Source organism: Halovenus halobia (genome assembly GCF_051414135.1).
Lineage (GTDB): Archaea > Halobacteriota > Halobacteria > Halobacteriales > Haloarculaceae > Halovenus > Halovenus halobia.
The window spans coordinates 113,832-135,922 of the sequence record NZ_JBLKOA010000001.1; the positions used below are offsets into that span (position 1 = coordinate 113,832).

General features: G+C 61.0%; 23 protein-coding genes and 1 tRNA gene. 9 read left to right on the forward strand and 15 right to left on the reverse strand.

What is annotated here, in order from left to right; translation table 11 throughout:
* Positions 1 to 17 precede the first annotated feature (17 nt).
* Positions 18 to 209, forward strand: coding sequence for a hypothetical protein (locus ACMGFM_RS00615; protein ID WP_436900326.1), 192 nt, complete (start codon positions 18 to 20; stop codon positions 207 to 209).
* Here ACMGFM_RS00615 and ACMGFM_RS00620 read toward each other — a convergent pair.
* Positions 206 to 949, reverse strand: coding sequence for a competence/damage-inducible protein A (locus ACMGFM_RS00620; RefSeq protein ID WP_436900327.1), 744 nt, complete (start codon positions 947 to 949; stop codon positions 206 to 208). The genes ACMGFM_RS00615 and ACMGFM_RS00620 overlap by 4 nt on opposite strands.
* Before the next feature lie 369 nt (positions 950 to 1,318).
* Positions 1,319 to 1,393: transfer RNA gene (locus ACMGFM_RS00625), tRNA-Met, on the reverse strand.
* Between the two features lie 112 nt (positions 1,394 to 1,505).
* On the opposite strand from ACMGFM_RS00625, the gene ACMGFM_RS00630 reads away from it, so the two are divergent.
* Positions 1,506 to 1,901 (forward strand): cupin domain-containing protein, encoded by a 396-nt coding sequence (locus ACMGFM_RS00630; RefSeq protein ID WP_436900328.1) that lies wholly within the window; start codon positions 1,506 to 1,508, stop codon positions 1,899 to 1,901.
* Positions 1,902 to 1,960: 59 nt separating this feature from the next.
* Complete coding sequence (locus tag ACMGFM_RS00635; RefSeq protein WP_436900329.1) at positions 1,961 to 3,589, forward strand: rhomboid family intramembrane serine protease; 1,629 nt, start codon at positions 1,961 to 1,963, stop codon at positions 3,587 to 3,589.
* Here ACMGFM_RS00635 and ACMGFM_RS00640 read toward each other — a convergent pair whose 3' ends face one another.
* From ACMGFM_RS00640 to dph2, 5 genes are read right to left on the reverse strand one after another with little or no spacing between them, the layout of a single operon-like run.
* Positions 3,590 to 4,030, reverse strand: coding sequence for a hypothetical protein (locus ACMGFM_RS00640; protein ID WP_436900330.1), 441 nt, complete (start codon positions 4,028 to 4,030; stop codon positions 3,590 to 3,592). It lies immediately after the preceding gene.
* Positions 4,031 to 4,079: 49 nt separating this feature from the next.
* Positions 4,080 to 5,288: a DUF418 domain-containing protein gene (locus tag ACMGFM_RS00645; protein WP_436900331.1), complete on the reverse strand. Its 1,209-nt coding sequence runs from the start codon at positions 5,286 to 5,288 to the stop codon at positions 4,080 to 4,082.
* Positions 5,289 to 5,333: 45 nt separating this feature from the next.
* Entirely contained in the window at positions 5,334 to 5,954 is a 621-nt protein-coding gene (locus tag ACMGFM_RS00650; RefSeq protein ID WP_436900332.1) for an METTL5 family protein, read from the reverse strand.
* A gap of 54 nt (positions 5,955 to 6,008) precedes the next feature.
* Positions 6,009 to 6,563: a class I SAM-dependent methyltransferase gene (locus ACMGFM_RS00655; protein WP_436900333.1), complete on the reverse strand. Its 555-nt coding sequence runs from the start codon at positions 6,561 to 6,563 to the stop codon at positions 6,009 to 6,011.
* 40 nt (positions 6,564 to 6,603) lie between these two features.
* Complete coding sequence (dph2, locus tag ACMGFM_RS00660; RefSeq protein WP_436900334.1) at positions 6,604 to 7,659, reverse strand: diphthamide biosynthesis enzyme Dph2; 1,056 nt, start codon at positions 7,657 to 7,659, stop codon at positions 6,604 to 6,606.
* Positions 7,660 to 7,748: 89 nt separating this feature from the next.
* Here dph2 and ACMGFM_RS00665 point away from each other — a divergent pair, with 89 nt between their 5' ends.
* From ACMGFM_RS00665 to ACMGFM_RS00685, 5 genes are read left to right on the forward strand one after another with little or no spacing between them, the layout of a single operon-like run.
* Positions 7,749 to 8,105 (forward strand): Hsp20/alpha crystallin family protein, encoded by a 357-nt coding sequence (locus tag ACMGFM_RS00665; RefSeq protein ID WP_436900335.1) that lies wholly within the window; start codon positions 7,749 to 7,751, stop codon positions 8,103 to 8,105.
* Between the two features lie 18 nt (positions 8,106 to 8,123).
* Positions 8,124 to 9,953 carry an ABC1 kinase family protein gene (locus ACMGFM_RS00670; protein WP_436900336.1) on the forward strand — a complete coding sequence of 610 codons (1,830 nt, stop codon included), beginning with the start codon at positions 8,124 to 8,126 and terminating at the stop codon, positions 9,951 to 9,953.
* A 55-nt stretch (positions 9,954 to 10,008) separates the two neighbouring features.
* Positions 10,009 to 10,380 carry a translation initiation factor IF-5A gene (locus ACMGFM_RS00675; RefSeq protein ID WP_436900337.1) on the forward strand — a complete coding sequence of 124 codons (372 nt, stop codon included), beginning with the start codon at positions 10,009 to 10,011 and terminating at the stop codon, positions 10,378 to 10,380.
* Positions 10,380 to 11,168: an agmatinase gene (gene speB / locus ACMGFM_RS00680; RefSeq protein WP_436900338.1), complete on the forward strand. Its 789-nt coding sequence runs from the start codon at positions 10,380 to 10,382 to the stop codon at positions 11,166 to 11,168. The genes ACMGFM_RS00675 and speB overlap by 1 nt, the downstream gene beginning before the upstream one ends.
* A 45-nt stretch (positions 11,169 to 11,213) precedes the next feature.
* Positions 11,214 to 13,049, forward strand: coding sequence for a midas domain-containing protein (locus tag ACMGFM_RS00685; protein ID WP_436900339.1), 1,836 nt, complete (start codon positions 11,214 to 11,216; stop codon positions 13,047 to 13,049).
* 1 nt (position 13,050) lies between these two features.
* Here the strand turns inward: ACMGFM_RS00685 and ACMGFM_RS00690 are convergent, their stop codons facing one another.
* Positions 13,051 to 14,031 (reverse strand): isocitrate/isopropylmalate family dehydrogenase, encoded by a 981-nt coding sequence (locus ACMGFM_RS00690; RefSeq protein ID WP_436900340.1) that lies wholly within the window; start codon positions 14,029 to 14,031, stop codon positions 13,051 to 13,053.
* A 111-nt stretch (positions 14,032 to 14,142) separates the two neighbouring features.
* On the opposite strand from ACMGFM_RS00690, the gene ACMGFM_RS00695 reads away from it, so the two are divergent.
* Positions 14,143 to 14,577 carry a CBS domain-containing protein gene (locus ACMGFM_RS00695; RefSeq protein ID WP_436900341.1) on the forward strand — a complete coding sequence of 145 codons (435 nt, stop codon included), beginning with the start codon at positions 14,143 to 14,145 and terminating at the stop codon, positions 14,575 to 14,577.
* A gap of 32 nt (positions 14,578 to 14,609) precedes the next feature.
* On the opposite strand, the gene ACMGFM_RS00700 is transcribed toward ACMGFM_RS00695, so the two are convergent.
* The 7 genes from ACMGFM_RS00700 to ACMGFM_RS00730 form a co-directional block, all read right to left on the reverse strand.
* Positions 14,610 to 15,212 (reverse strand): 3-isopropylmalate dehydratase small subunit, encoded by a 603-nt coding sequence (locus ACMGFM_RS00700; RefSeq protein ID WP_436900342.1) that lies wholly within the window; start codon positions 15,210 to 15,212, stop codon positions 14,610 to 14,612.
* Positions 15,212 to 16,675 (reverse strand): 3-isopropylmalate dehydratase large subunit, encoded by a 1,464-nt coding sequence (leuC, locus tag ACMGFM_RS00705; RefSeq protein ID WP_436900343.1) that lies wholly within the window; start codon positions 16,673 to 16,675, stop codon positions 15,212 to 15,214. Before leuC ends, ACMGFM_RS00700 begins: the two co-directional genes overlap by 1 nt.
* Positions 16,672 to 16,872 (reverse strand): DUF7989 family protein, encoded by a 201-nt coding sequence (locus tag ACMGFM_RS00710; protein WP_436900344.1) that lies wholly within the window; start codon positions 16,870 to 16,872, stop codon positions 16,672 to 16,674. Before ACMGFM_RS00710 ends, leuC begins: the two co-directional genes overlap by 4 nt.
* Positions 16,869 to 17,867 (reverse strand): ketol-acid reductoisomerase, encoded by a 999-nt coding sequence (ilvC, locus tag ACMGFM_RS00715; RefSeq protein ID WP_436900345.1) that lies wholly within the window; start codon positions 17,865 to 17,867, stop codon positions 16,869 to 16,871. The genes ACMGFM_RS00710 and ilvC overlap by 4 nt, the downstream gene beginning before the upstream one ends.
* Before the next feature lie 3 nt (positions 17,868 to 17,870).
* Positions 17,871 to 18,527: an acetolactate synthase small subunit gene (gene ilvN / locus ACMGFM_RS00720; RefSeq protein WP_436900346.1), complete on the reverse strand. Its 657-nt coding sequence runs from the start codon at positions 18,525 to 18,527 to the stop codon at positions 17,871 to 17,873.
* Entirely contained in the window at positions 18,524 to 20,278 is a 1,755-nt protein-coding gene (gene ilvB / locus ACMGFM_RS00725) for a biosynthetic-type acetolactate synthase large subunit (protein WP_436900347.1), read from the reverse strand. The genes ilvN and ilvB overlap by 4 nt, the downstream gene beginning before the upstream one ends.
* A 351-nt stretch (positions 20,279 to 20,629) precedes the next feature.
* Positions 20,630 to 21,892 carry a LeuA family protein gene (locus ACMGFM_RS00730; protein WP_436900348.1) on the reverse strand — a complete coding sequence of 421 codons (1,263 nt, stop codon included), beginning with the start codon at positions 21,890 to 21,892 and terminating at the stop codon, positions 20,630 to 20,632.
* Positions 21,893 to 22,091: the final 199 nt, after the last annotated feature.

A 22,091-nucleotide genomic window follows, 5' to 3' on the forward strand; every position in this document is an offset into this window, starting at 1 on the left:
CGACACCAACTGCAGCTATGAGCGAGGACTTTCCCGACGAGTTGCCGGAGGGGATTCCTGAGGAACACGCAGAACAGGCCCGCGAACTCCAGATGCAACTGCTGGTGCTCGAGGCCCAGCTCGACTCGGCAAACTTCGAGAACGAGGAGGCCTACCGCCGGAAAATCAACGAGAAGGAGGGCGAACTCGACGCGCTGAAAGACCGCTAGGACCAGTCGCGTGAGACTTTGCTCTCGCTCGCGTCGATTTCCTCCATCAGCCACGCTACTGCGCCGTCTAAGGCTTCCTGGTCGGTGGCGGTGATTTTCAGCCGGTTGTGGCCCGCGTCACGGTCGGGATAGCAGCCCACGGATACGTCGAAGGTCGATTGGACCTCGTCGAGTGCCCAGACGATGTTTCCCTCGGGTTCGACGGTGTAGAGAAACATCGACCGACTGTCGCCGCTGAAGGCTTCCTCGACGGATTTGAACATCGCTTTGAGTTCGTCCGGAATCCCGGGCATGACGTAAACATTCTCGATGACACAGCCCGGCGCGAGTCCTTCGGAGTTCGCGAGCGGGCGACTCTCCGCCGGCAGAGACGCCTCAGCCTCCATATCGATATCGAGTTCGAGTTCTGGGCGGGCCTCCTCGTAGCGGCGAATCTTCTCTTCGATCGTCTCAAGCACTGACTCGCGGACGACCATCTCGCGGTCGAAGGCGTCGGCGACGGCCTCCATCGTGATATCGTCCGGCGTTCCCCCCGTCCCGCCGGTGGCGATGACCGCGTCGAAGGTGTCGCTGTAGGCCCGCACTCGCTCGGCGATGACCGCGCGGTCATCAGGGAGCGCGAGAATCCGCTCGACGGTCGCGCCTCGCTGCTCGATCTGGTCGGCCAGCCACGTCCCGTTGCTGTTGACCGTATCCCCCGCCAGTAGTTCGTCCCCGACAGTAATAATCGCGACTTCCATTGCACCAGCTTTTGCCGTCGAGAAAAATAGGCTTTTGCTCCGCGCGCTTGCTATGCTGGCTGTTCACGCACACGTTAGCTGGCAGAATTTGAATTCTCTGGCTGTGACAATCAGTAGGCGGTGGATTTGAACGCCAGTCACTTCGCTACGCTTCGTTCCTTCGTTCAAATCCACTCGTTGCGATTCGCCGAATCCACACTGTCGCTCGGCGATGAAACGCCTCGCTGGAAGTTGGATTCGGAAGAAGTAGCGGGAGGTGGATTTGAACCACGAAGACTCGCTACACTCGTCTTCTGGTTCAAACCACGCCAGCGATTTATCGATTCATCGTTTCGCGGAGACAGACTCCGCGAATGAGTTCATCAAAAATAGCGGGAGGTGGATTTGAACCACCGATCTGCGGGTTATGAGCCCGCCGGAATCTCCTAGCTATCCCATCCCGCTACACATTCGTAACTCCGGTCGCCGCTTAAGGATTGTGCTTCGACTGCCGTCTGTGAAATTCCCCCACGATGCCGCCGAAAGGAACAGAACGCTCGCGCCCATCCAGAGGAGTATGCCCACGCCTGACTCCGACCCAACCTACCACTGCGTCGACCCTGACGCCCTCTCACCCACGCCAGACTATCCCTGTGACCGCCGCTCGGTCAGCGACGACGCAGGTCTCGGTGTCCTCGCCGCCGCTGTCTACACAATCGACCCCGGCGAGCAACTCCCTCGAACCTACCACTATCACGAACAGCGCGAGGAACTGTTCTCCGTCCGTGAGGGAACGCTCACCGTCGAGACGCCCGAGGGCGAGGACGAACTCTCCGCCGGGGAACTTTTCGTTGCCCATCCGGGAAGTCCACACCGGCCGTACAATCCCGAGTCCGCGGAGGAGCCTGTCGAGGTGCTTGGCGTCGGCGCACCAGCCAGCGACATCGCCCACCCGTACGACCCTGACGCGTAATCGACACCCGTCGACCGGTCGCTAAGCGCTTAAGAGGCTCCCGGCCTGCTGTGTGACCAATGAGTGAGCTACTGGGTCTCGACGAGACCCTGCTCCGCGTCGGCAGCTACGTGGTACTCGCGGCCGCACTGGCTGTCTCGGTGCTGGTGCTCTCCCGCCTCGGTGACCTTTCGAGTCTACTCGCTGGCCCCCGCGAACGGTTCGTCTATGGAGTCCCGTGGGGCACGCTCATCACCATCTCTGTCGTCGTGGCCATCTACTACGGACTACAGGGTGGCGGTCGACCGGGTGGCCCAATTATCACCGGCTTCCGGTCGTGGTCGCTGTGGTATCCACAGGGGATTCTGTTCTCGTCGTTCGCTCACTTCAGCGACGGCCATCTTGTCGGGAATATGACCGGCACTGTCGCCTTCGCGCCGCTGGCGGAGTACGTGTGGCGACACTATCCCGAGCAACCCCGAGCAGGCTGGCGTGGCGACCCACGCGCTCGAATCGCTGTCTTCGTCGCGGTCGTCGGACTGGTCGGTATTCTCGGGAGTGTAATCGTCCCCGGTGCCGTCATCGGCTTCTCTGGCGTTGTCTTTGCCTTCGCTGGGTTCACACTCGTCACTGCGCCGGTTCGGACCATCTTCGCCATGGTTGGCCTTGGGGTTGTCCGACTGGCCTACCGTGCCCTCACTGACCCCTTTCTCGTCGCCCGGTCTCAGGAGCAGTTTGTCCGACCATCGTGGGCGAATATCGCAGTCCAGGGACACCTCTATGGACTTGTTGTCGGAGTCGTCCTCGGCGTCGCGTTGCTGCAGTACCGACGCCGCGACCCGCGATACTACGCCGTTTTCGCCGCGGCGCTGGTCTTCGCTGTCAGTCGATCACTCCAGTCCGTCTACTGGTTTCTCGGCAACGATACCTACGTGCTGTTCACGGCTGTCGGTGCCGCCGGCGTCGTCGTTCTCGCCACAGTGGTCGCCGTCGCAGCACGCGGCCGCGGTGGACACTCCCTGCCCGCCGTGGGTGTCACAACTGGCACGGCAGCAGTGGGTATCCTCCTCGCGCTGGTCGTCGGACTTGCTGTGGTAGGGGTTCCATACAATCTCGTACAGGTCGAGAGTGGTCCTGCAACCGCTGACGGAGAGACAATCGATATCCGAGACTACTCCATCACGTACGCCGAGTCGGTGGAAGACCAGTACATCTCCGCGGTTGGAATCCCCGGAATCGGTGGTCCCTCGGTCACCAGAAGCGGGGTGGTTGTTGTCAGCGAGCGACGCAACAGCTGGGAGGTTGCCGCCTCAGCACAGCAACTTGCGGTCCAGCGCTCGACGACAGTTGCGCTCGGTGACGCAACCTGGCGTGAAACGGTCACAATCCGCCGGACTGGCTGGAACGTCGCTGGCGAAAATTCAACCTACAAGGTTGTCGGCAGCCACGACGGCCAGCGGACCCAGTTGTACGCCGACGATCCAGCGGTTGCGAATCTCCGCCTCAACGGGAGTGCAGTAACGATTCGTCCGACGAGTAGTGGCTTCGAGATCGTACTCACGAAGGACGGAGCGAAGTTCGGTGCGAAGGCAGTTCCGGCAGAGGGCGAGGAAGTCACTATCGGTGATATCGAGTTCGTGCGGGACGGCCGAGCGCTGCTGGCTGTTTACGACCAGACCGTCCTCCAGGTGGCGGAGTATCGCCCCTGATCAGGAATCGCTTTCGACCACTGGATTAACGATGATTCGGTCGGTAGAGAACGTGACCGAAAGTTCAACCACGCTTCCGTTCACGTCGACAGTGTCGTCGATTGCCCCGAGTTCGACAAACGCCTCTTCGGGCGTCTCGTTGTTGGTCTCTGTCTCGTTGGTTGCGCTCAGGGCTTTCCCAAACCGAGCAGTGACCTCGAACTGTGTGGAGGAACCGGGCTGTGAGAGTTTGTCCTCGTACTGGTCGGAACCACCGGGGTCAACCGACCCCGACTGCTCGAAATCCTCGATTGAGACTCGATAATCGACGGGTGTCTCCGAGGCGTTGCTCACCGTTACGTCAATTTGTTCATTACTCCCAAGCCCGAGACAGCCTGCCAGACTGGTTGTGACCACAACGGCACCGGCGAGTACAGTCCGCCGAGACGTGCCCTTCGACATAGATCTGATACGACGCTAACTAAGTATAAACAATTCGATCTGTTTGGCATTATCGCCAGTCGCCGTAGGTCCCGCGCCGCCAGAGCCACTCCACTGGTCCGTACTCGAACCGGCGGAGCCACAGTACAGAGAGCGTCCCCTGGGCCAGCCAGATACCAACGATGAGACCGACTTGCCCGACGCGGTCAACCTGCCCGAACAGCCCGAGTCCCCACCCGTAGAAGATCGTCGTCGCGACGAGTGTCTGAAACAGGTAGTTACTGAGCGCTGTCCGGCCGACGGCCTGGAACACGGTGACCAGTGGGCCAGAACTCCGGCCTTTGCAGTACAGCATCACGAGACTCGCATACGCTGGCGCAATCGCCAGCGCACCGGCGTTGTTCAGTCCCCACGAGAGAATCCCTGCGCCGCCGGCCCAGTCGTACTGAAAGACTGTAAAGAGCCCAGCGCCGACAAAACTGAACCCAACGACAGCACCGCCGAGGGCGAGTCGTCGGTAGGATTGTCGCGACCAACTGTTGGTCAACAAGCCTGTCTTGTAGGCGGCCATTCCCCACAACATTAGCCCAGTGTACCGCCAGCCGCTGGAGCTGAGAAACTGTACCGTCTGTGCCCGAAACGCGGCCTCACGGCGCACAGCGAATCCCTCGAGCCACGACCCACCCAGCGCCTGAATCTCGGACTGGATGGCCGCGTCGGTTGCTGTCCAGGCGTCGTGTGTCATCGAGAGTCCAATAGAGAAGGCCGTGCTAATCTCCAGAAATGTCGGAATTGCGATGAGGACCGCCCCAAGTCCGAGCAACTGTTTCGGTTTTTCCTCCCAGAACAGCACCGCGATGAACCCACAGAGTGCGTAAATCGTCAGGATGTCGCCGTCCCAGAACACGTAGGCGTGGACTAGCCCGATGAGCAGCAAGACGAATGTCCGGCGGTAATGCAGGGCGGTTGCTGACCGCTTGGCCGACTGTTTTGACTGCATAAAGAGGACGATACCGGCCCCGAACATCAGCGAGAATAACGCGATGAATTTCTGCTCGAAGAAAATGTGGCTTCCGAGCCAGATAGCCAGCTCAACCCCACTAAACTCGCCGTACTGGGTTGGATTCAGTCGCGCTGCGGAGGGATAGCCGAAGTCTTGAATGTTGATGACGAGAATTCCAAAGATAGCAAAGCCTCGGAGTACGTCGAGGCTGACGATTCGTTCGTCGGGTGCCGTCGGGCCGATGTCTTCCGAGTCCGCGTCACCGTGGGCTGTCACGTCCGATAGGTGTAGCCAAGTCCCAATAAATCCGTCTCCTCTTCGTCACCACTCGATTCGGAACAGTTCGACCTCGATAGTCTGGGAGTCCTCAGTGTGGTGCTCGAAGGTCGCCGGGAGGTCGAACTCTGCGCTGTAGGCGTGGGTCACTTCGCCGCCGTTGTCGTCTGCAAAGGACTCGACAAACTCTGCGCTGCCCGCATTGTGAATCGAGTACGAGACGCCAGCCAGGTCGGCAGTCGTCTCCAGAAACGCCCGGTCGGCGTGTTCGTTGCCGTCCTGTGCGCCGAACGGTGGGTTCATCACGACCGTTGGCTCTCCATCTGCAGCCAGCGGTATCTGCGTCGCGTCGGCCTGCACCCACGAGACTGAACTCCGGGCGGCAATCCGCTGGCGGTTTTGCTGGGCAGTCCGCAGGGCTCCCCCATCGATATCTACGCCGACAACCTGTCGCGGGCCACGCAGCGTTGCCGCCAGCGCCAGCATCCCCGTTCCACAGCCCAGGTCAATCACTCGCTGGTCCTCGATATCGTCCTGCAGGTCGGCAACGTGGACGAGATAGGAGGCCAACTCCGGCGGTGTCCGGTACTGCTCCAGGTCGACCCGCGGGTTGTCGAACCCCGCGACCACTCCCAGTTGTTGTGTGAGTTGGCTTCGTGTCGACATCTACATCAGAATACTCTCGTTAATACCAAAAGAGTTTGGAATAATTGATAGTAATTACTTCTCCGCAACAATCGCGAACGTCTCTGAGCGTTCGCTGCCCTCGACGATAGTGAATCCGGCGTCACTCAGGAAGACGCGGGCGCGGTCGAGGTCGTAGCGCTCCGAGCGCGGCGGCCCCGCCTCGCCGTTGCCCTCGGCCGACCAGTCGACGATGACGACACGGCCACCCGGCGACAGCACTCGGTAGAGGTCTGCCATCGACTCGTTGGTGGCGCTTTCGTGAAACGTCATCGTCGAGAACGCGCCGTCGAAGGTATCGTCTCCGAAGGGGAGTCCTCCTGCGTCTGCGGTCATCGGCGCGACGTTGTCGGGCATCCCGCGTTCGCGATACTGTCTGTGCATCTCTGCCTGCACGTCCAGTGCGACGACGTGGCCCACGAAGGGCGCGACTTCGTCGGTGTAGAACCCAGAGCCACTCCCAATATCGAGGAGGTTGTGCTCGCGTCCTGTCGGAAGCCACTGGAGCAACTCCTCGCGTGAGCAAAAGCGAAAGCGAGTCGGGTCCTCCAGTCTCTCTGTCTCGGCCGGGTCGAACGTGTGAAATCCCATTGCCGACGCTACGAGCGCCGGTGGTAAGTAGGATTGGCTTTCACCAGGTGCCGTGGAACGTGTCGAATTCCAGACTATCCAGTGGCTCCTCACCGATTGCAATCTTGTACTCGCCGGGAGTGAGCATCGGCTTGTGGAACTGCGGGCCGTCGTCGGTCGTGATTCGTGGACAGCCAGTGTTCACGTATGCGTCGAGGCCGAAGTTCCGGAGTCGGTCCGGGGTGACTTCGTCCATCGTGATGAGGTAGGCGTTCTCGTTGTTCTCGACGATTTCTTCTGCTTGGTCCCAGCGTCCTTGGCCGATTTTCGTACAGAAGATGACACCCCAACTGTCGGCGTCCATCGCTTTGTGCACTGTGGCGTAGCGCTGTTTCATGAACTTCTCCGTGTCTGCGACCGAGACGGCGTTGTTGACAGGGTCGGCGATGACGACGTGTTTCTCGGGGTGTTCCATCGCCAGACCGAGCGGGTGGAACTTGCCGCCGCCGACGTAGAGCATCTGGTCGGCGTCGACATCTGCGGAGGCGTAGTTACAACCGAGCACCTGCCCCTCGTGGGTGAGACGCTCGTCGCCACGGCGGACGTGGACGGTGTAGCCGCGGTCTTCGAGATAGTCGCGCATCTCGTCGAACTTGTTCATGTGTTGGGCGGTGGTGACCAGTCCAACGTCCGGGTCCTCCTCGGGTGGTGCGAGTTCCTCCTCGAGTGCCTGGTCGACAATCGGGAAGACGTCGACGTTGGAGAACAGCGGCACGTAGATGATGCGGTCGGAGTCTTTCATCGGCGAGTGGCCGAAGTGCACGAACACGTCGGTCCGTTTCATCATGTAGGTATCCAGGTCGCAGGCGCCGTAGCAGGGCTGGCCCGAAATCATCACGGAGACGTCGTCCGGAAGCAGCGTACGCAAGTCGTCGGCAACACCCGGGCCGCGGCGTTTCAGTCCTTCGGGGAACTGCAGGCCCACAGTCTCGGCGTCGCGTTCGGCGACAGCCTCGGTAATCCGGTCGAGTTCGTAATCCCACTCGCGGTCGTGGCGAAGAGACATGCCGGTGTTCCGCAGGTCGCCGTCAGGTCGCTCGCTCGAGTCGTGGCTCATTGCACCCATATATCGGCTCAGTCCGTAAAACGACGGCGTTTGCCTCCGAGACCGGGGGGTTTAACGACGTTCCGTCCATACTGTCGGCTATGTCAGCGCTGCGCGACGCGTTGCGTGATCTGCCAGAGGCCGTGTTCGCCGATATCCTGGAATCTGAGGAGGGCTATCTTCTCGTCATCGACCTTCCGGGAGCGACAGCCGAGACTATCGACATCAGCGCCGAGCGCAACAAACTGCGCGTCGAGGCCCGGCGCAGCAAGGACGTTGCCCGTGAATTTCGGTTTCTCTCCGAGGAGCGCTCGCTATTTCTCGATGTCGACCTCCCGCTGCCGCCGGACGCCGACCCGAGCGAGGCCGAGGCAACCGTCGAGCGCGGCGTTCTCGAACTCACTATCCCCAAGCAGGCTGTCACCGACAAGACACGGGTTCCCGTTGACGAGGCCTGACTTCGAGGTGTCGTCGAGTTGAATCCACGTGCCTACTGGCGGTTCGTTATCGTCATCTGGCAGTTCTTCCCGCTCATCATCGCCTACCTGCGGGACCGCCGTCGCTTTCTCATCTTCGGCAAGTCACGCACGGTTTCCAGCGCACAGCGCCGGTCTCGTGCGAAGAAACTGCTCAACTCCCTGCTCACGCTCGGCCCGACGTTCATCAAACTCGGCCAATTGCTCTCGACTCGTCCCGACGTCCTTCCCCCGGAGTACATCGCCGAGTTCTCGAAGCTTCAGGACGACGTGCCCGCCGCCGAGTGGGCCGAGGCAGAGCAGGTTATCGAGGCCGAACTCGGTCCTGTCGAGGAGTGGTTCGAGGAGTTTGACCGCGACCCGATCAGCGGCGCGAGTCTCGGACAGGTCTACCGCGCTCGAATTGACGGACAGGATGTCGCAGTGAAGATTCGTCGGCCGGGCATCGAAGAACTCGTCGAGGCCGACCTGCGCGTCATCAGATGGTCGCTGCCGATTCTGATGCGCTTCGTCGAGGACGCACGTTCGTTCTCGCTCGAAACGCTTGCCGACGAGTTCGAGAAGACGATCCATCAGGAGATGGACTACAAGCGTGAGGGCGAGATGCTTCGGCGGATTCGCGGGAACTTCTCGGACAACGACAACGTGCGGATGCCGCGGATGATCGACTCGCACTCGGCCGACCGCGTTCTCACGATGGAGTACGTCGAGGGGACAAAAATCAACGACATTGACGAACTCGACGCGAAACACCTGAATCGTTCCGAACTCGCCACGACGCTGCAGGAGACCTATCTGCAGATGATTGTCGAAGATGGCGTCTTCCACGCTGACCCCCACCCCGGAAATCTCGCTGTCGCAGACGACGGGACGCTCATCTTCTACGACTTCGGGATGAGTGGCTTCGTCGACCCCTTCGTCCAGGACAAGATTATCGACTTCTACACTGCCGTTGCGCGCCAGAACATCGACGCAATCCTCGATACACTCGTCGAGATGGGGACGCTCTCACCGGAGGCCGACCGAGATGTGATGGCCGATGTGATGGAAATTGCCATCGCAGACGTTCGTGGCGAGGAGGTCGAACAGTACCGCGTCCAGCAGATTATCGAACAGGTCGAGGACACTATCTACGAGTTCCCGCTGCGACTGCCGTCGAATCTGGCGCTCGTGCTCCGGGTCGCGACAGTTGTCGAGGGGGTCTGTGTCACGCTCGACCCCAACTTCGACTTTATCGACGTGGCGACGGGCTACCTCGGCGACCAGGGCTATCTCGAACAGGGCGCGCGAGAGTACGTCTCTGACCGCGCCGGAGAGGCCCGAAGCGCTGCCAGTTCCTCGCTTCGCGTACCACAGAAACTGGAGTCGACGCTCGACCGGATGCAGCGAAACGACCTCCGAGTCAAGGCTGAACTCACAGAGGACAACGAGTATTTCGACCGCATGGCAAAGCGGATGATTCTTGGAATGCTGTTTGCCGCCGGAGCCGTCTCCGTCACGCTGCTGTATATCTTCGAGACGCTCACCGCGGTGGCTGTCGCCGCTATCCCGACGGCCATCGTCGGTGCCTTACTCTATCGGTCGTTCACGAAAAGCCGAGGTGTGAACGCACAGCCACAGTTCACCCGCCAGCGGATGCGTGAACGCGAGCGCGACGACGAGGACGACCCGGACGCTGTTGGCCTCGGTGAAGCACTCGGTGGCGACGCCACGCCGCCGGGAATGCTGTCCGGTGGCGAGGACGAACACGCCGACGACGAAGCCAGCACAATTGCGGTCGAGGAACGTCCACCTGAGGAGGCGGACCCGGACGAACGCTCCGAGTCCTGAGACCGCCGCGGTCGATTCCAAACCGTTTATACTCGCAGGTAGACAACAGCGGGACATGGCAAAACAGCAGACCGAAGTTCGCGAACTCGATGAGGGAAGTTACGTTCTGATCGAGGATATTCCGTGTAAGATTACGTCCTATAGCACAGCCAAACCGGGCAAACACGGCAGCGCCAAGGCCCGCATCGACGCAAAGGGGGTCTTCGACAGCCAGAAGCGCTCGCTGTCCCAGCCAGTCGACGCCAAGGTCTGGGTGCCGATCATCAACCGCAAACAGGGACAGGTTATCGACGTCCGCTCTGACGAGATTCAGGTCATGGACCTGGAAACCTACGACAACTTCGTGATGAAAGCCGGCGACGAAGGGCTGGCCGCTGACGACGAAATCGAGTTCCTCGAATTCGAGGGCCAGCGAAAGATCGTCTGATGTTTCCAGGAGCGGCCGCCGACCGTGACGCGGCAGAGTACGCACTCGTCGGCGCGCCGCTTGACGCAACCACGAGTTTTCGACCGGGAACGCGGTTTGGCCCGCGAGAACTGCGCCACGCCGCCCGTCCATTCGAGGATTACGACCACCAGACTGAGACCAACTTCACCGACTGCGGAGTCTACGACCACGGCGATATCTATCCGTCCGACGATGTCGCCGAGTACCTCGATTTTCTCGCCAGCGCGCTTTCGGAGTTCGCCGACGACGGACTGCTACCACTCACCCTTGGCGGCGAGCACACGGTCACTGTCGCCGGAGTTCGCGCACTCGACCCGGATATCTTCGTCTGTCTCGACGCCCACCTCGACCTCCGGGAATGGTATGCCGGCAATCCGCTGAGCCACGCCACCGTTACCCGCCACGCTCTCGACGTAGCCGACGAGGCGATTATCCTCGGCGCACGCGCCGGCGCGAAAGCAGAGTGGGACCGGGCTGCGGGCGAGGACGTGACCGTCGTCCCGCCGGAGGCTGTGGCGGAGTGGGAGCCACCCGCCGGCGACGCTTACTTGAGCGTCGATATCGACGCTGCCGACCCCGGATTCGCGCCGGGGACTGGTACGCCAGAGCCGTTCGGACTCGACCCAACAACGATGCGGTCGGTGGTTCGGGCCGTTGCACCCCAGGCAATTGGCTTCGATATCGTCGAAGTAAACGACCGTGACGACGGGCAAGCGGCCGCCCTGGGGGCGAAATTGCTCCGTGAGTTCGTGTATAATCACAACTGAAAAACGGTCGCTGGCTTTTTGCCCCGATGGAACAGTCGTAGCTGTATGGACCATCTCTCATCGTGTTACTTCTGTGGGGCGGCGCTGGACGAGCCCCTGGGTGCGTATTCGCTCGACTCCGCGGGTGGAGGTCGACCAGTGACGCTCTGTGCGAGCTGTCGGCACAAACTCGACACCTTGCTCGAAGCCAACAACGTCGGTGCGACTGTTCCGGCGGACACTGACACGTCCAGCGAAACAGCTCCCGACGCCGAAGCTGCAGATGACACCACCTCGACTGACGCCCCCCCGGCAGAAGACGACGCTGTGGAGTCGGCAATTTCTTCAGCCGAAGCGGAAGAAACCGACGATTCAGAATCTGAGCTGTCTACTGACGCTGATACTGAATCGACGACCGAGGAAACAACGCCCGATGAGAGCCAAGACAGCGAGTCAGAACTGCAAGCAGAGCCAGACGTTGACGAGGTGGTTGCAGAGCAGTCCTCGGAAGCTGACGAGGAGACAGCTACGGAGGACTCTTCTGACACTGATGCCTTCGAAGAAACCTCGATTGCCCCCGGACGCGTGGCCGAACCCGGTCCCGAGCCAGTCACGACCGACCCAGACGAACTCCCCGACGACAAGGATGTGAACGAGGTTCCCGGCCTGGCTGTCGAGAAAGACGAAGACGAGGAGTCGACACTCAGCGACGAAATGGAACCAGACGTTCCCGACGAATTCGGCGAGTTTACCGACGACTCCGACGCAGATGAAGCGGACGAGCCGGATTCGGGTGACGAGGACGAGCAGTCTCTCGACGAGGAGTTGACGACCGAGACAGACGATGCTGTCGACCCGGTTGAAGCTGACGCAACTTTCGAAGACGATGCCGTGCTCGACGATACCGACAACAACAGCGACTTGGGCAGTGTCGAGGATATCGACACGACGCCAGTTGACGGAGAATCCGAGCGTGCCGATGATGACCTGCCAGCGAGCGACGATGCCAGTGAGTCTGCCCTGAACGACCCCGACGACAGCCACGATGACGCGTCGGACAGCGGCGTCGACCCGAGTATTCTCCAGGCTGACGAGATTGCGACTGGCAACGCTGACATCGAGGACGTCCTCGGTGACGACATCGACAGTCAGGCTGACAACGAGACTTCGCTGTTCGATGACGAACCGGACGCCGCAGACAGCAGCGCAGATACTGAGCCGGACCCGAACGAGACGAGCGACGCAGATGAGTCCGTGATGGACGAGGAACCGTTCGATATTGGTCCCGATGAGTCACCCGAGATGGAGGCCGAACCCGACGACGGCGGCTTCGACTTCGATAACAGTCTCGAGACCGAAGATGACGCTGACGATACCCTCCAGTCGGAGATGGAACCAGACATTCCCGAGGAGTTCAGCAGTACTGCCGAGGAAATTGCCGACAGCCTGGAAGACGAAGCTGCGGATTCAGGAACAGAGGTGCCCGACGAGGAAGTTGCATTCGAGGAGTCTGACGACGACTCTCTCGACCAGCAGGTTGCGGACCCATCTCCAGAAGAGATCGCGTTCAACGAGTCCGAGTCTGAACCACTCGACGAATCGCAGTCTGAGCCAGACACTGTCGAAGAAACCAACGCTGAGGCACCGAGTGAGCCACCAGTCGAGGACTCGGATGATTCCGACCGCGAGCCGGACAATCGCCGTTCGATTTCAGCACTCGAGTACAACAAGGTGATGCGCCTGCTGCAGAACCGAGAGTTCCCCGTCGACCGGATGGAACTGCTCGCCGTCGCAGCGAGTACCTACGACCTCTCACAAGAAGACTGTGAAGCGGTACTCGATATTGCGGTCGAACGTGGGCTTCTTGCCCAGGACGGTAACAAACTGGTGAAGCCAGACTGAGCTACAGCTCGTCGATAATCGCGTCGGTCATCTCGGTCGTCGACGCGGAGCCACCGAGGTCTGGCGTCTTCGGTCCTGAATCCAGCACACTCTCGACGGCCGTGCGGACCGCTGCTGCTTCGCCTGGATAGTCGAGGTGGTCGAGCAGCATCGCTGCCGAGAGAATCATCGCCGAAGGGTTTGCGACCTCTTCGCCGGCGATATCCGGCGCAGAGCCGTGCACTGGCTCGAATAGTGCGTTTTCCTCGCCGATGTTTGCGGAGGGAAGTAGCCCAAGCCCGCCGACCAGTCCGGCAGCGAGGTCAGAGAGCATGTCACCCGCGAGGTTTGGACAGATGACCACGCCGTAGTCCTCGGGCGTCATCGCGAGATGCATGGCGAGGGCGTCCATGAGAGCTGTATCGTACTCGGCGCTTCGCTGCTCACCAACCCGCTCGGCGACGTCGAGAAAGAGCCCATCAGTTTCCCGCATGACGTTTGCCTTGTGTGCGATAGTGATGTCGTCGTAATCGTTTCGTTTGGCGTACTCGAAGCCAAACTCGGCAATCTGCTCTGAGGCGTCTTCGGTGATGACACGGGTGAGCGTCCGCACGCCGTCGGTGATTTCGTCTTCGATGCCCGAGTAGACACCCTCGGTGTTCTCCCGGATGAAGACCATGTCAGTGTCGGGCTGGAGCGCGTCGAGTCCAGGATAGGCGCGGGCGGGACGGACGTTTGCGAACGACCCGACAATGGACCGGAGTGGGAGAATGACATCCGCTGCCGTCTCGCCGGCCGCGCCGAACAGCGTCGCGTCGGCGTCGGCCGCAATCGCTGCTGTCTCCTCCGGGAGCGCGTCGCCGGTCTCTGCCTGTGTCTCGTCGCCGGCCTCGCCGTGGACGAACTCGAAGTGAACGTCCAGTTCTTCGAGCACATCGACCGCTGCGGGCGTCACTTCCTGACCGATCCCGTCGCCGGGAATCACCGCAATCTCGTGAGTCATGCCCGTACTTGTAGGTGGTGCGGAAAAGAGGGTGTCGATAGCCGTCGCTGGCCGAGCAAAACGGTAACCAAAACCGATACCACTTAGGAGCCTGGAATATAAGGAATATTCATGGAAGACATCTTCGTCGGACGCCTCATGTCCCCAGACGTCGTCACAGTGACGCCCGAAGACAGCGTTGAGTTTGCGGCAGAACTGCTCCGGGACAAGACCATCGGCTCAGTGGTTGTCGTGGACGAGGACGAGCAACTACGCGGCATCCTGACGAGTACTGATTTCGTTCACATCGTCGCCGAAAACGACCCCAAAGACGAGAGTACCGTCCGCGATTACATGACGAGCGATGTCGTCACCGTCGGCGCACAGGACTCGATTCAGGAGGCTGCCGACCAGTTGATTACCTACGGCATCCACCATCTCCCGGTCGTCGACAACGACAATCATGTCATTGGGATGCTCTCGACGACTGACCTGGCAGCGTATCTCTCTGGGGTCGAAGACCCAACACCGACCTACACAGAAACGACTCAGACCGGCTCTTCGTAACTCGGCTCACCGCGCAAAAATCAGTTCGCCGCTTAGACTTCTTCGACGTACGGAAGCTCCGCTGCCGTTTGCTCGACTTTCGAGAGATTCGAGTACATGAGCTGTGTCGTGTCCCAGATGCCGTCGACGAGCGCCTCTTTCATCGCGTCGTCGATGTTCCCGTGGATAACAGTGTCGCCGTAGGTGACCGTCTCTTCCTCGACGTCGATTTCGATGTCGGCGTCGGGGTTGGCTTCGATCCACTCCTGCAGGGCTGTCACATCCTCGTGAGAGGCCGTCAAAGCCGGGATGCCCAGAGACTTGCAGTTGTCGCGGAAAATCTCGGCGAAAGACTCGCCGACAACGCCGTCGACGCCCCAGCGCATCATGGCCTGTGGCGCGTGTTCACGCGAGGAGCCACAGCCGAAGTTCTGGTTGACGACTGCAATCGAGGCCCCCTCGAAGCGGTTGAGCGGGTGGTCGTTGAATTCGCCGTCCTCGTCACGCCGAGCGTCGTAAAAGAGGTAATCCGCCATGTTGTCGAACGTTACCTCTTTCATGAACCGCGCGGGCAGAATCTGGTCCGTGTCGACGTCATCGCCTGGAATCGGCACGCCGGTGCCACCGACCTCGGTGATGTGGGCTTCGTCAGCCATCAGTCTGCCACCTCCTCGACATCGGTTGCACTCACTGTCTGCACGTCGTCCTCGAAGAACCGACGAGCGTCGGTCACCTCGCCTTCGACTGCCGCCGCGGCGACCATCGCCGGACTCATCAGGACGGTTCGACCCTCCTTCGAGCCCTGTCGACCGATGAAGTTGCGGTTCGACGACGAGGCACAGACTTCGTCTCCTTCGAGGGAATCCTCGTTCATCGCCAGACACATCGAACAGCCAGCACGTCGCCACTGGAAGCCAGCCTCGATGAACGTCTCGTCGATGCCGCGGGCTTCACACTCCTTGCGGACCGTCTCCGACCCGGGGACTGCGAGCGCGCGAACGTCATCAGCGATGGTGTTGTTTTCGAGAATCTTCGCAGCGACCTCGAAGTCTGATACCCGCCCGTTCGTACAGGTACCCAGGAAGGCAACATCGACATCGTAGCCGAGCATCGAGTCGCCCGGTTCCAGGTCCATGTGTTCGAGTGCACGTTCGGCGGCCTCCTGGTCCGACCGGGCCTCGAACGAGTCTGGCTCGGGAATCGGCTCGGAGACTTCGATGACCTGTCCGGGGTTGATTCCCCAGGTCACGAGCGGATCGACGTCGTCCATATTGATGGTCACGACATCGTCGTACTCGGCGTCCTCGTCGGACTTGATGGATTCCCAGTACTCTTTGCGCTCCTCGAACTCGTCGCCATCAGGGACGTACTCCCGGCCCTTCAGGTATTCGTAGGTGGTGTCGTCGGGGTTGATGTAGCCCGCGCGAGCGCCGCCCTCGATGGACATGTTACAGATGGCGAGTCGGCCCTCCATATCCAGTTCCTCGATAGCGGGACCGCCGTACTCGTAGACGTGGCCGACGCCGCCGTCGACACCCAGTTCCTGGATGATTTTGAGGATGATGTCTTTCGCGTAGACGCCCTCGCCGAGGCTTCCCTCGACGTTGATTCGTCGAACCTTCTGCTTGTCGGCGGCGATACAGCCAGTCGCGAGGATATCGCGGATCTGGCTGGTGCCGACGCCAACGCCAATCGAACCGAACGCACCGTGCGTTGCGGTGTGTGAGTCACCACAGGCAACGGTCATCCCGGGCTGAGAGAGGCCGAGTTCCGGCGCGACGACGTGGGTGATCCCCTGCTGGCCCGACTCGAAGCCGAAGAAGGTGATTCCGTTGTCGGTGACGTTGCGTTCGAGCGCCGAGAGCATGTTCTCGGCTTCGTCGTCCGCAAGCGGGCGGTTGCGCTTCTCGGCCTCGGTTGGCGCGATGTGGTCGGTCGTCGCGTAGTTTCGCTCGGGGAAGGCAACGTCGATGCCGCGTTCTTCGAGCATCGCAAAGGCCTGCGGACTCGTCACCTCGTGGATGAGGTGGAGGCCGATGAATAGCTGGTCCTGTCCGTTCGGCAGCTCGGTCACCTTGTGTTTCTCCCAGACCTTGTCGTACAGTGTGTTTTGGCTCATACTGACCTCTCGCGTCCTTCTGTGCCGCGCTCGAAGGCGCGGTCTGCGCCCTCGGCGTTGTCGTGGTCGACATCTTTCATCGTCTCTTCGTCGGCCTCGTGGCCGCCGTCGGCGGCGATCTCCTCGGTCGCGTAGTAGTTCCGCCCGAATGCTGTCCCTGTGTGTGGATGTGTGTGGTCGATATCTTGCATCTTCATTGCTGGTCACCCCACTCGAAGAGGTCGCGCAGTCGTTCGCCGACTTCCTCGATCTGGTGGTTCTGTTCTGCGCTGCGATACTGCTTGTAGGCCGGCCGGTGGGCCTGGTTCTCGGAAATCCACTCGCGGGCGAACTCACCGTTCTGGACGCCCTCGAGGATCTCTTCCATTCCTTCGCGGTCGATGACCTCTTCACCTCGCGTCAAGCCACCGTACTCCGCGGTGTCAGACACTGAATCCCACATCTCCATGTGGCCGCCTTCGTACATCAGGTCGACAATCAGCTTGAGTTCGTTCAGGCACTCGAAGTAGGCCATCTCCGGCGAGTAGCCCGCGTCGACGAGCGTCTCGAAGCCAACTTTGACCATCTCGGTGACGCCGCCACAGAGGACGGCCTGCTCGCCGAAGAGGTCGGTTTCGGTCTCCTCGCGGAAGGTCGTCTCGATGACGCCTGCTCGCGTGCAGCCAATTGCTTGCGCGTAGGCCAGTCCTTCCTCGTGGGCCTGTCCGGTGGCGTTCTGGTAGACCGCGAGCAGTCCCGGCGTGCCCTCACCGCGCTTGTACGTTCGCCGGACGAGGTGGCCCGGTGACTTCGGCGCGACCATCGTCACGTCGACGCCTGCTGGCGGTTCGATCTGGCCGTAGTGGATGTTGAATCCGTGTGCGAACTGCAGCGTGTCGCCCTCGTCCAGTCCGTCCTTGATTGCCTCGTAGACGGCAGGCTGGACGGTGTCGGGGATGAGCATGACAACGGTGTCGGCCTGATCAGCCGCCGCGTCGGGCGTTGCGACGTCGAGCCCATCGGCTTCGACCTCCGCACGCGAGGACGACCCCTCACGAAGGCCAACAACGACATCGACACCGCTGTCGTCGAGATTCTGTGCGTGGGCGTGGCCCTGGCTTCCGTAGCCAAGCACTGCAACTGTCTTGTCTTCGATGTACGATTCCTCGGCGTCGTCGTCGTAGTACACTGTCGTCGTAAACTCGTCTGTCATGATTCAGTCGTCTGCCTCCTCGGTTTCGACCTGTGCCTCTGTCGGTGCCTGATTCGGCCGTGAGACCTGTGCTGTCGGGGCTTCACCGCGCGCGATGGCGGCGTAACCTGTCCGGGCAACCTCACGAATGCCGAACTGGTCGTAGGCGTCGATCGCGTCGTCGATTTTCTGCTCGTTGCCGGTGATTTCGATTGTAATTGTCCGCGGGCCGGCGTCTAGCGTCTGGCCGTCGTACATGTCGGTGATGGCGTTGACCTTGTCCGGTTCGCGGCCGTTGACCTTCACGATGACCAGTTCGCGCTGGACGGCGTCGTGGTCGAGTTCTCGCACCGAAATCACGGGAATGAGCTTTTCGAGCTGTTTTTTCGCCTGGTCGACACCGGGCCGTGGCTCCTCGATGACGATTGTCATCCGCGCCAAATCGTCGTCCACAGTCGTGCCGACCGTCAGTGATTCGATATTGAACTGTCGGCGACTGAAGAGCCCTGACACCTCTGCGAGGACGCCGGGTTCGTGTTTCACCAGCGCCGACAATACCGCTCGCCGTGGTGGGTGTTCTGCCGTTGTCTCGGGGTCGATTCTGATTCCCTGACTGTTTCGCCGTCCCTCCGGATGCATCCGTTCGTCCGGGCCGGGACCGGGGAGTTCGCCTTTGGTCATAGTTCCTCCAGGTGGTCTTCGTTCAGTGCAAAGCGGGCGTTGTCGCCGCCGCTTGGCACCATCGGGTAGACGTTCTCTGCCGGGTCGATAATCGCGTCAATCACAGACGGCCCGTCGTACTCGCGGGCCTGCTCGATTGTCTCCTCGACGTTGTCGGGGTCCTCGACGCGCAGTCCCTGTGCGCCGAAGGCCTCGGCGAGTTTGTCGAACTCTGGCACCCACGGGTACTCCGAGGCCATCCGTCGGCCCTCGAAGAAGCCGTCCTGCCACTGTCGGACCATCCCGACAGCCTCGTTGTTCAGGACGACGATGGTGATGTTGAGTTGTTCGCGGACCGCAACGGAGAGTTCCTGTGCGGTCATCAGGAAGGAGCCGTCGCCGTCGAAGGCAACAACTTCCTTGTCGGGTGCAGCAATCTTAGCGCCGATAGCTGCGGGCACCGCATAGCCCATCGTCCCGAGGCCGTGGGAGGTAACCCACGTCCGTGGCTCTCGCCAGGTCCAGAACTGCCAGGCCCACATCTGGTGTTGGCCAACGCCCGCCGCGACGATGGTGTCGTCCGGCGTCAGTTCGTCGTATTTCTCGACGACGTACTGCGGTTTCAGTGGGTCGTCGTCGGGCATCTCGTACTCCATCGGATACTCGTCTTTCCAGGTCTGGCACTGCTCGCGCCACTCGTCGGCCGGTGGCGTCTGGTCCATCGCCTCGTCGAGTTGGTCGATGACGAGTCCGGCGTCGCCGACCAGTGGGTAATCTGCCTCGACGTTTTTCGAGATTTCCGCGGGGTCGATATCGATGTGGATGACCGCTGCGTCCGGCGCGAAGGTTGCGATTTCGCCGGTCAGGCGGTCGTCGAAGCGAGTGCCGATACCGACGAGTACGTCACAGTTCGAGATTGCTAGGTTGGCGTAGCCGGTCCCGTGCATCCCGGCGATTCCCTGCGCCAGGTCGTCGGTTTCGGGATAGGCGCCGGTGCCGGGCATCGTCGTCAGCACTGGAATCTCGTATTCCTGTGCGAATTCGCGCAGCTCATCGCAGGCTTCGCCCTTGATGACGCCACCGCCAGCCAGAATAGCCGGCCGGTCGGCAGTTTCGAGCGTCTTCGCGGCTTCTTCGACGATGACTTCGTCGGCTGTCGTCGGCGGATTGTACGTCTCCGGACTCTCCGCAACGGCGGCTTCACTGTCGGTCTCGCCGTTGGTCACGTCTTTGGGCAGGTCGACGAGCGTCGGCCCCTGTCGGCCTTCGTTGGCCAGTGCCCACGCCTCGCCGACATCCTTGCCGACAGTATCGGAGTCGTCAGCGAAAATGTTGTACTTCGTGATTGGCTGGGTGACGCCGATGGTGTCGGTCTCCTGGAAGGCGTCGTTGCCGACGAACTCTGTCGGGACCTGACCAGTGAGCGCAATCAGCGGGTCAGAGTCCATGTTCGCGTCGGCGATGCCGGTGATGAGGTTCGTCGCACCGGGGCCAGAGGTGGCCATACAGACGCCCGGGTCGCCGGTGACGATACCGTAGGCGTCAGCGGCGTGGACCGCGCCCTGTTCGTGGGCCATCGTGTAGTGGTCCATCGCTTCGTGCTCGTACAGTGCGTCGTAAACGGGCATGATTGCTCCGCCTTGCACGCCGAAGAGCGTGTCAGCGCCGGCGTTTTCGAGCGCTGCAACGGCCGCGTCTGCGCCTGTTTCGATCTCTGTTGTCGTCGTCTGTTCGTCGTCGTGTTCTTTCGGGACTGATGCACGTTCGCTCATGTGCATCCCTCCGTCGACTGTGTGAATTGCATATGTGGTAGTCGCTGGTGTCGGTCAACTGGGTGGCGATACGAACCGGAAAACTGGTGAGTAGAGTGAGGGGCTAGACCGCCCCTACAATACGACCGCTGACGGCCAGTGGCCGGAAAACGGCACCGCTGCTGGCGAGGGTCGAACGCGCTCGGCCAGCGTGTTCTCGCATCAGTACGTATCTCTATTCGGGGTCGATAATAAACGTTCCGTGACGGACCCACAGGTCTGGAGCCCCTGTCTCCGGCGGTTCCGGCCAGTGTGGGGCGTCTGTCTCCGGCGGTCGCTGTTCGGTATCGGGCAACCGGGGTGGTCATGGCCCTACGCCCGGACCTCCCCTTCGCGGTTACGGTCGACACCGACCTCACGGGCGAACTTCTCCAGTTCGGACATCGTCACCCGCTGGGCTTCCGCGCCGAAATCCTTGACTCGGCGCGTGACTTCGGTGACCTCCTCGTCGGTCGGGTCGAAGCCAGCTTCGACCAGTCGTTCCCGCACGGAGTGCGTCCCCGTGTGTTTCCCCAGCACGAGTTCGCGTTTGGCACCGACCATCTCCGGGGTCATCACGCCCGGCTCGAAGGTGTCTGAGTTTTCGATGACACCGGCGGCGTGGATGCCACTCTCGTGTGAGAAGGCGTTCGCGCCAACGACGGGCTTGTTGCCCGGTACCGGCACGTCCGACTTCTCCTCGATGATGCGGGACAGTTCCGTAATCTTCGTCGTGTCGATGCCAGTGTCGACATCGTACAGCGACCGCAAGGCCATGACGACTTCTTCGTAGGCGGCGTTGCCGGCACGCTCGCCAATCCCGTTGACCGACACCTGCGCCTGACTGGCCCCGGCCTCGTAGCCAGCCAGTGCATTTGCCGACGCCAACCCGAAGTCGTCGTGGGTGTGGACGTCCACGCGAGCGCCGCCGGCGTCGGCGACTTCGACGACCTGTCCGACCATCTTCTGGAAGCGGGTCGGCGTCGCAACCCCCGTCGTGTCGGGGATGTTGATCCAGTCCGCGCCGGCGTCGACGGTCTGCTCGACAATATCGAGCAGGAACCCTTCGTCGGTGCGTGTTGCGTCCATCGGGGAGAACATGCACTCGACGCCGGCCTCTTTCACGCGCTCGACCGATTCGACGGCACGCTCGGCCGCGTCTGTGCGGGTAGCGTGCATCGAATCTTCGAGTTGGACGTCGCTGGTCGACACGAAGACGTGGACCATATCGACGCCGCTGTCAAGCGCGGCCTCTACATCTTCCTCGACAACACGCGCCAGCCCGCAGATTGTCGTCGAACTCGCGTCGACGATATCTCGGACGGCCTCGAATTCCGCGTCGCTGTTAACGGGGAATCCCGCCTCGATGACGTGTGTTCCCATCTCGTCGAGCAGCGCTGCTATCTCTCGTTTGTCCTCGTAGGAAAACGATGTTCGCGGCGTCTGCTCTCCGTCGCGGAGCGTGGTGTCGAAAATTCGTGCGTCTGTGATTTCAGACGTACTGTCCAGTGTACCCTGGAAGAACTCGATCCGCCGGGGATCCCGACGTATCCTCGTTGTTGGACATAAGCATTCAAAGAAGGACGAGCCAGACATATATATTTGTCTACCTGCTAGTTGGCCGCGACCCCCACCCACTCGGAGACAGTTGTGGCCGTCGTCCGACTGTGTTGAGTGCCCGAGTAAACTCGAAACAGGTGGATAATTTCTACCTGTCGATGACATAGTTATTAAGATGGGGGATAGCAAACGGTGCTCTCAGAGGAACTGCAACACAGATGCCAGATGGAGATAC

Coding starts and splice junctions, on each gene's coding strand:
- ACMGFM_RS00675 (WP_436900337.1), top strand. CDS start 10,009: ATGGCAAAACAGCAGACCGAAGTTCGCGAACTCGATGAGGGAAGTTAC.
- speB (WP_436900338.1), top strand. CDS start 10,380: ATGTTTCCAGGAGCGGCCGCCGACCGTGACGCGGCAGAGTACGCACTC.
- ilvB (WP_436900347.1), bottom strand. CDS start 20,278: ATGAGCGAACGTGCATCAGTCCCGAAAGAACACGACGACGAACAGACG.
- ACMGFM_RS00650 (WP_436900332.1), bottom strand. CDS start 5,954: ATGTCGACACGAAGCCAACTCACACAACAACTGGGAGTGGTCGCGGGG.
- ilvN (WP_436900346.1), bottom strand. CDS start 18,527: ATGACCAAAGGCGAACTCCCCGGTCCCGGCCCGGACGAACGGATGCAT.
- ACMGFM_RS00630 (WP_436900328.1), top strand. CDS start 1,506: ATGCCCACGCCTGACTCCGACCCAACCTACCACTGCGTCGACCCTGAC.
- ACMGFM_RS00730 (WP_436900348.1), bottom strand. CDS start 21,892: ATGTCTGGCTCGTCCTTCTTTGAATGCTTATGTCCAACAACGAGGATA.
- ilvC (WP_436900345.1), bottom strand. CDS start 17,867: ATGACAGACGAGTTTACGACGACAGTGTACTACGACGACGACGCCGAG.
- leuC (WP_436900343.1), bottom strand. CDS start 16,675: ATGAGCCAAAACACACTGTACGACAAGGTCTGGGAGAAACACAAGGTG.
- ACMGFM_RS00690 (WP_436900340.1), bottom strand. CDS start 14,031: ATGACTCACGAGATTGCGGTGATTCCCGGCGACGGGATCGGTCAGGAA.
- ACMGFM_RS00655 (WP_436900333.1), bottom strand. CDS start 6,563: ATGGGATTTCACACGTTCGACCCGGCCGAGACAGAGAGACTGGAGGAC.
- ACMGFM_RS00665 (WP_436900335.1), top strand. CDS start 7,749: ATGTCAGCGCTGCGCGACGCGTTGCGTGATCTGCCAGAGGCCGTGTTC.
- ACMGFM_RS00685 (WP_436900339.1), top strand. CDS start 11,214: ATGGACCATCTCTCATCGTGTTACTTCTGTGGGGCGGCGCTGGACGAG.
- ACMGFM_RS00620 (WP_436900327.1), bottom strand. CDS start 949: ATGGAAGTCGCGATTATTACTGTCGGGGACGAACTACTGGCGGGGGAT.
- ACMGFM_RS00635 (WP_436900329.1), top strand. CDS start 1,961: ATGAGTGAGCTACTGGGTCTCGACGAGACCCTGCTCCGCGTCGGCAGC.
- dph2 (WP_436900334.1), bottom strand. CDS start 7,659: ATGAGCCACGACTCGAGCGAGCGACCTGACGGCGACCTGCGGAACACC.
- ACMGFM_RS00710 (WP_436900344.1), bottom strand. CDS start 16,872: ATGAAGATGCAAGATATCGACCACACACATCCACACACAGGGACAGCA.
- ACMGFM_RS00700 (WP_436900342.1), bottom strand. CDS start 15,212: ATGGCTGACGAAGCCCACATCACCGAGGTCGGTGGCACCGGCGTGCCG.
- ACMGFM_RS00640 (WP_436900330.1), bottom strand. CDS start 4,030: ATGTCGAAGGGCACGTCTCGGCGGACTGTACTCGCCGGTGCCGTTGTG.
- ACMGFM_RS00615 (WP_436900326.1), top strand. CDS start 18: ATGAGCGAGGACTTTCCCGACGAGTTGCCGGAGGGGATTCCTGAGGAA.
- ACMGFM_RS00695 (WP_436900341.1), top strand. CDS start 14,143: ATGGAAGACATCTTCGTCGGACGCCTCATGTCCCCAGACGTCGTCACA.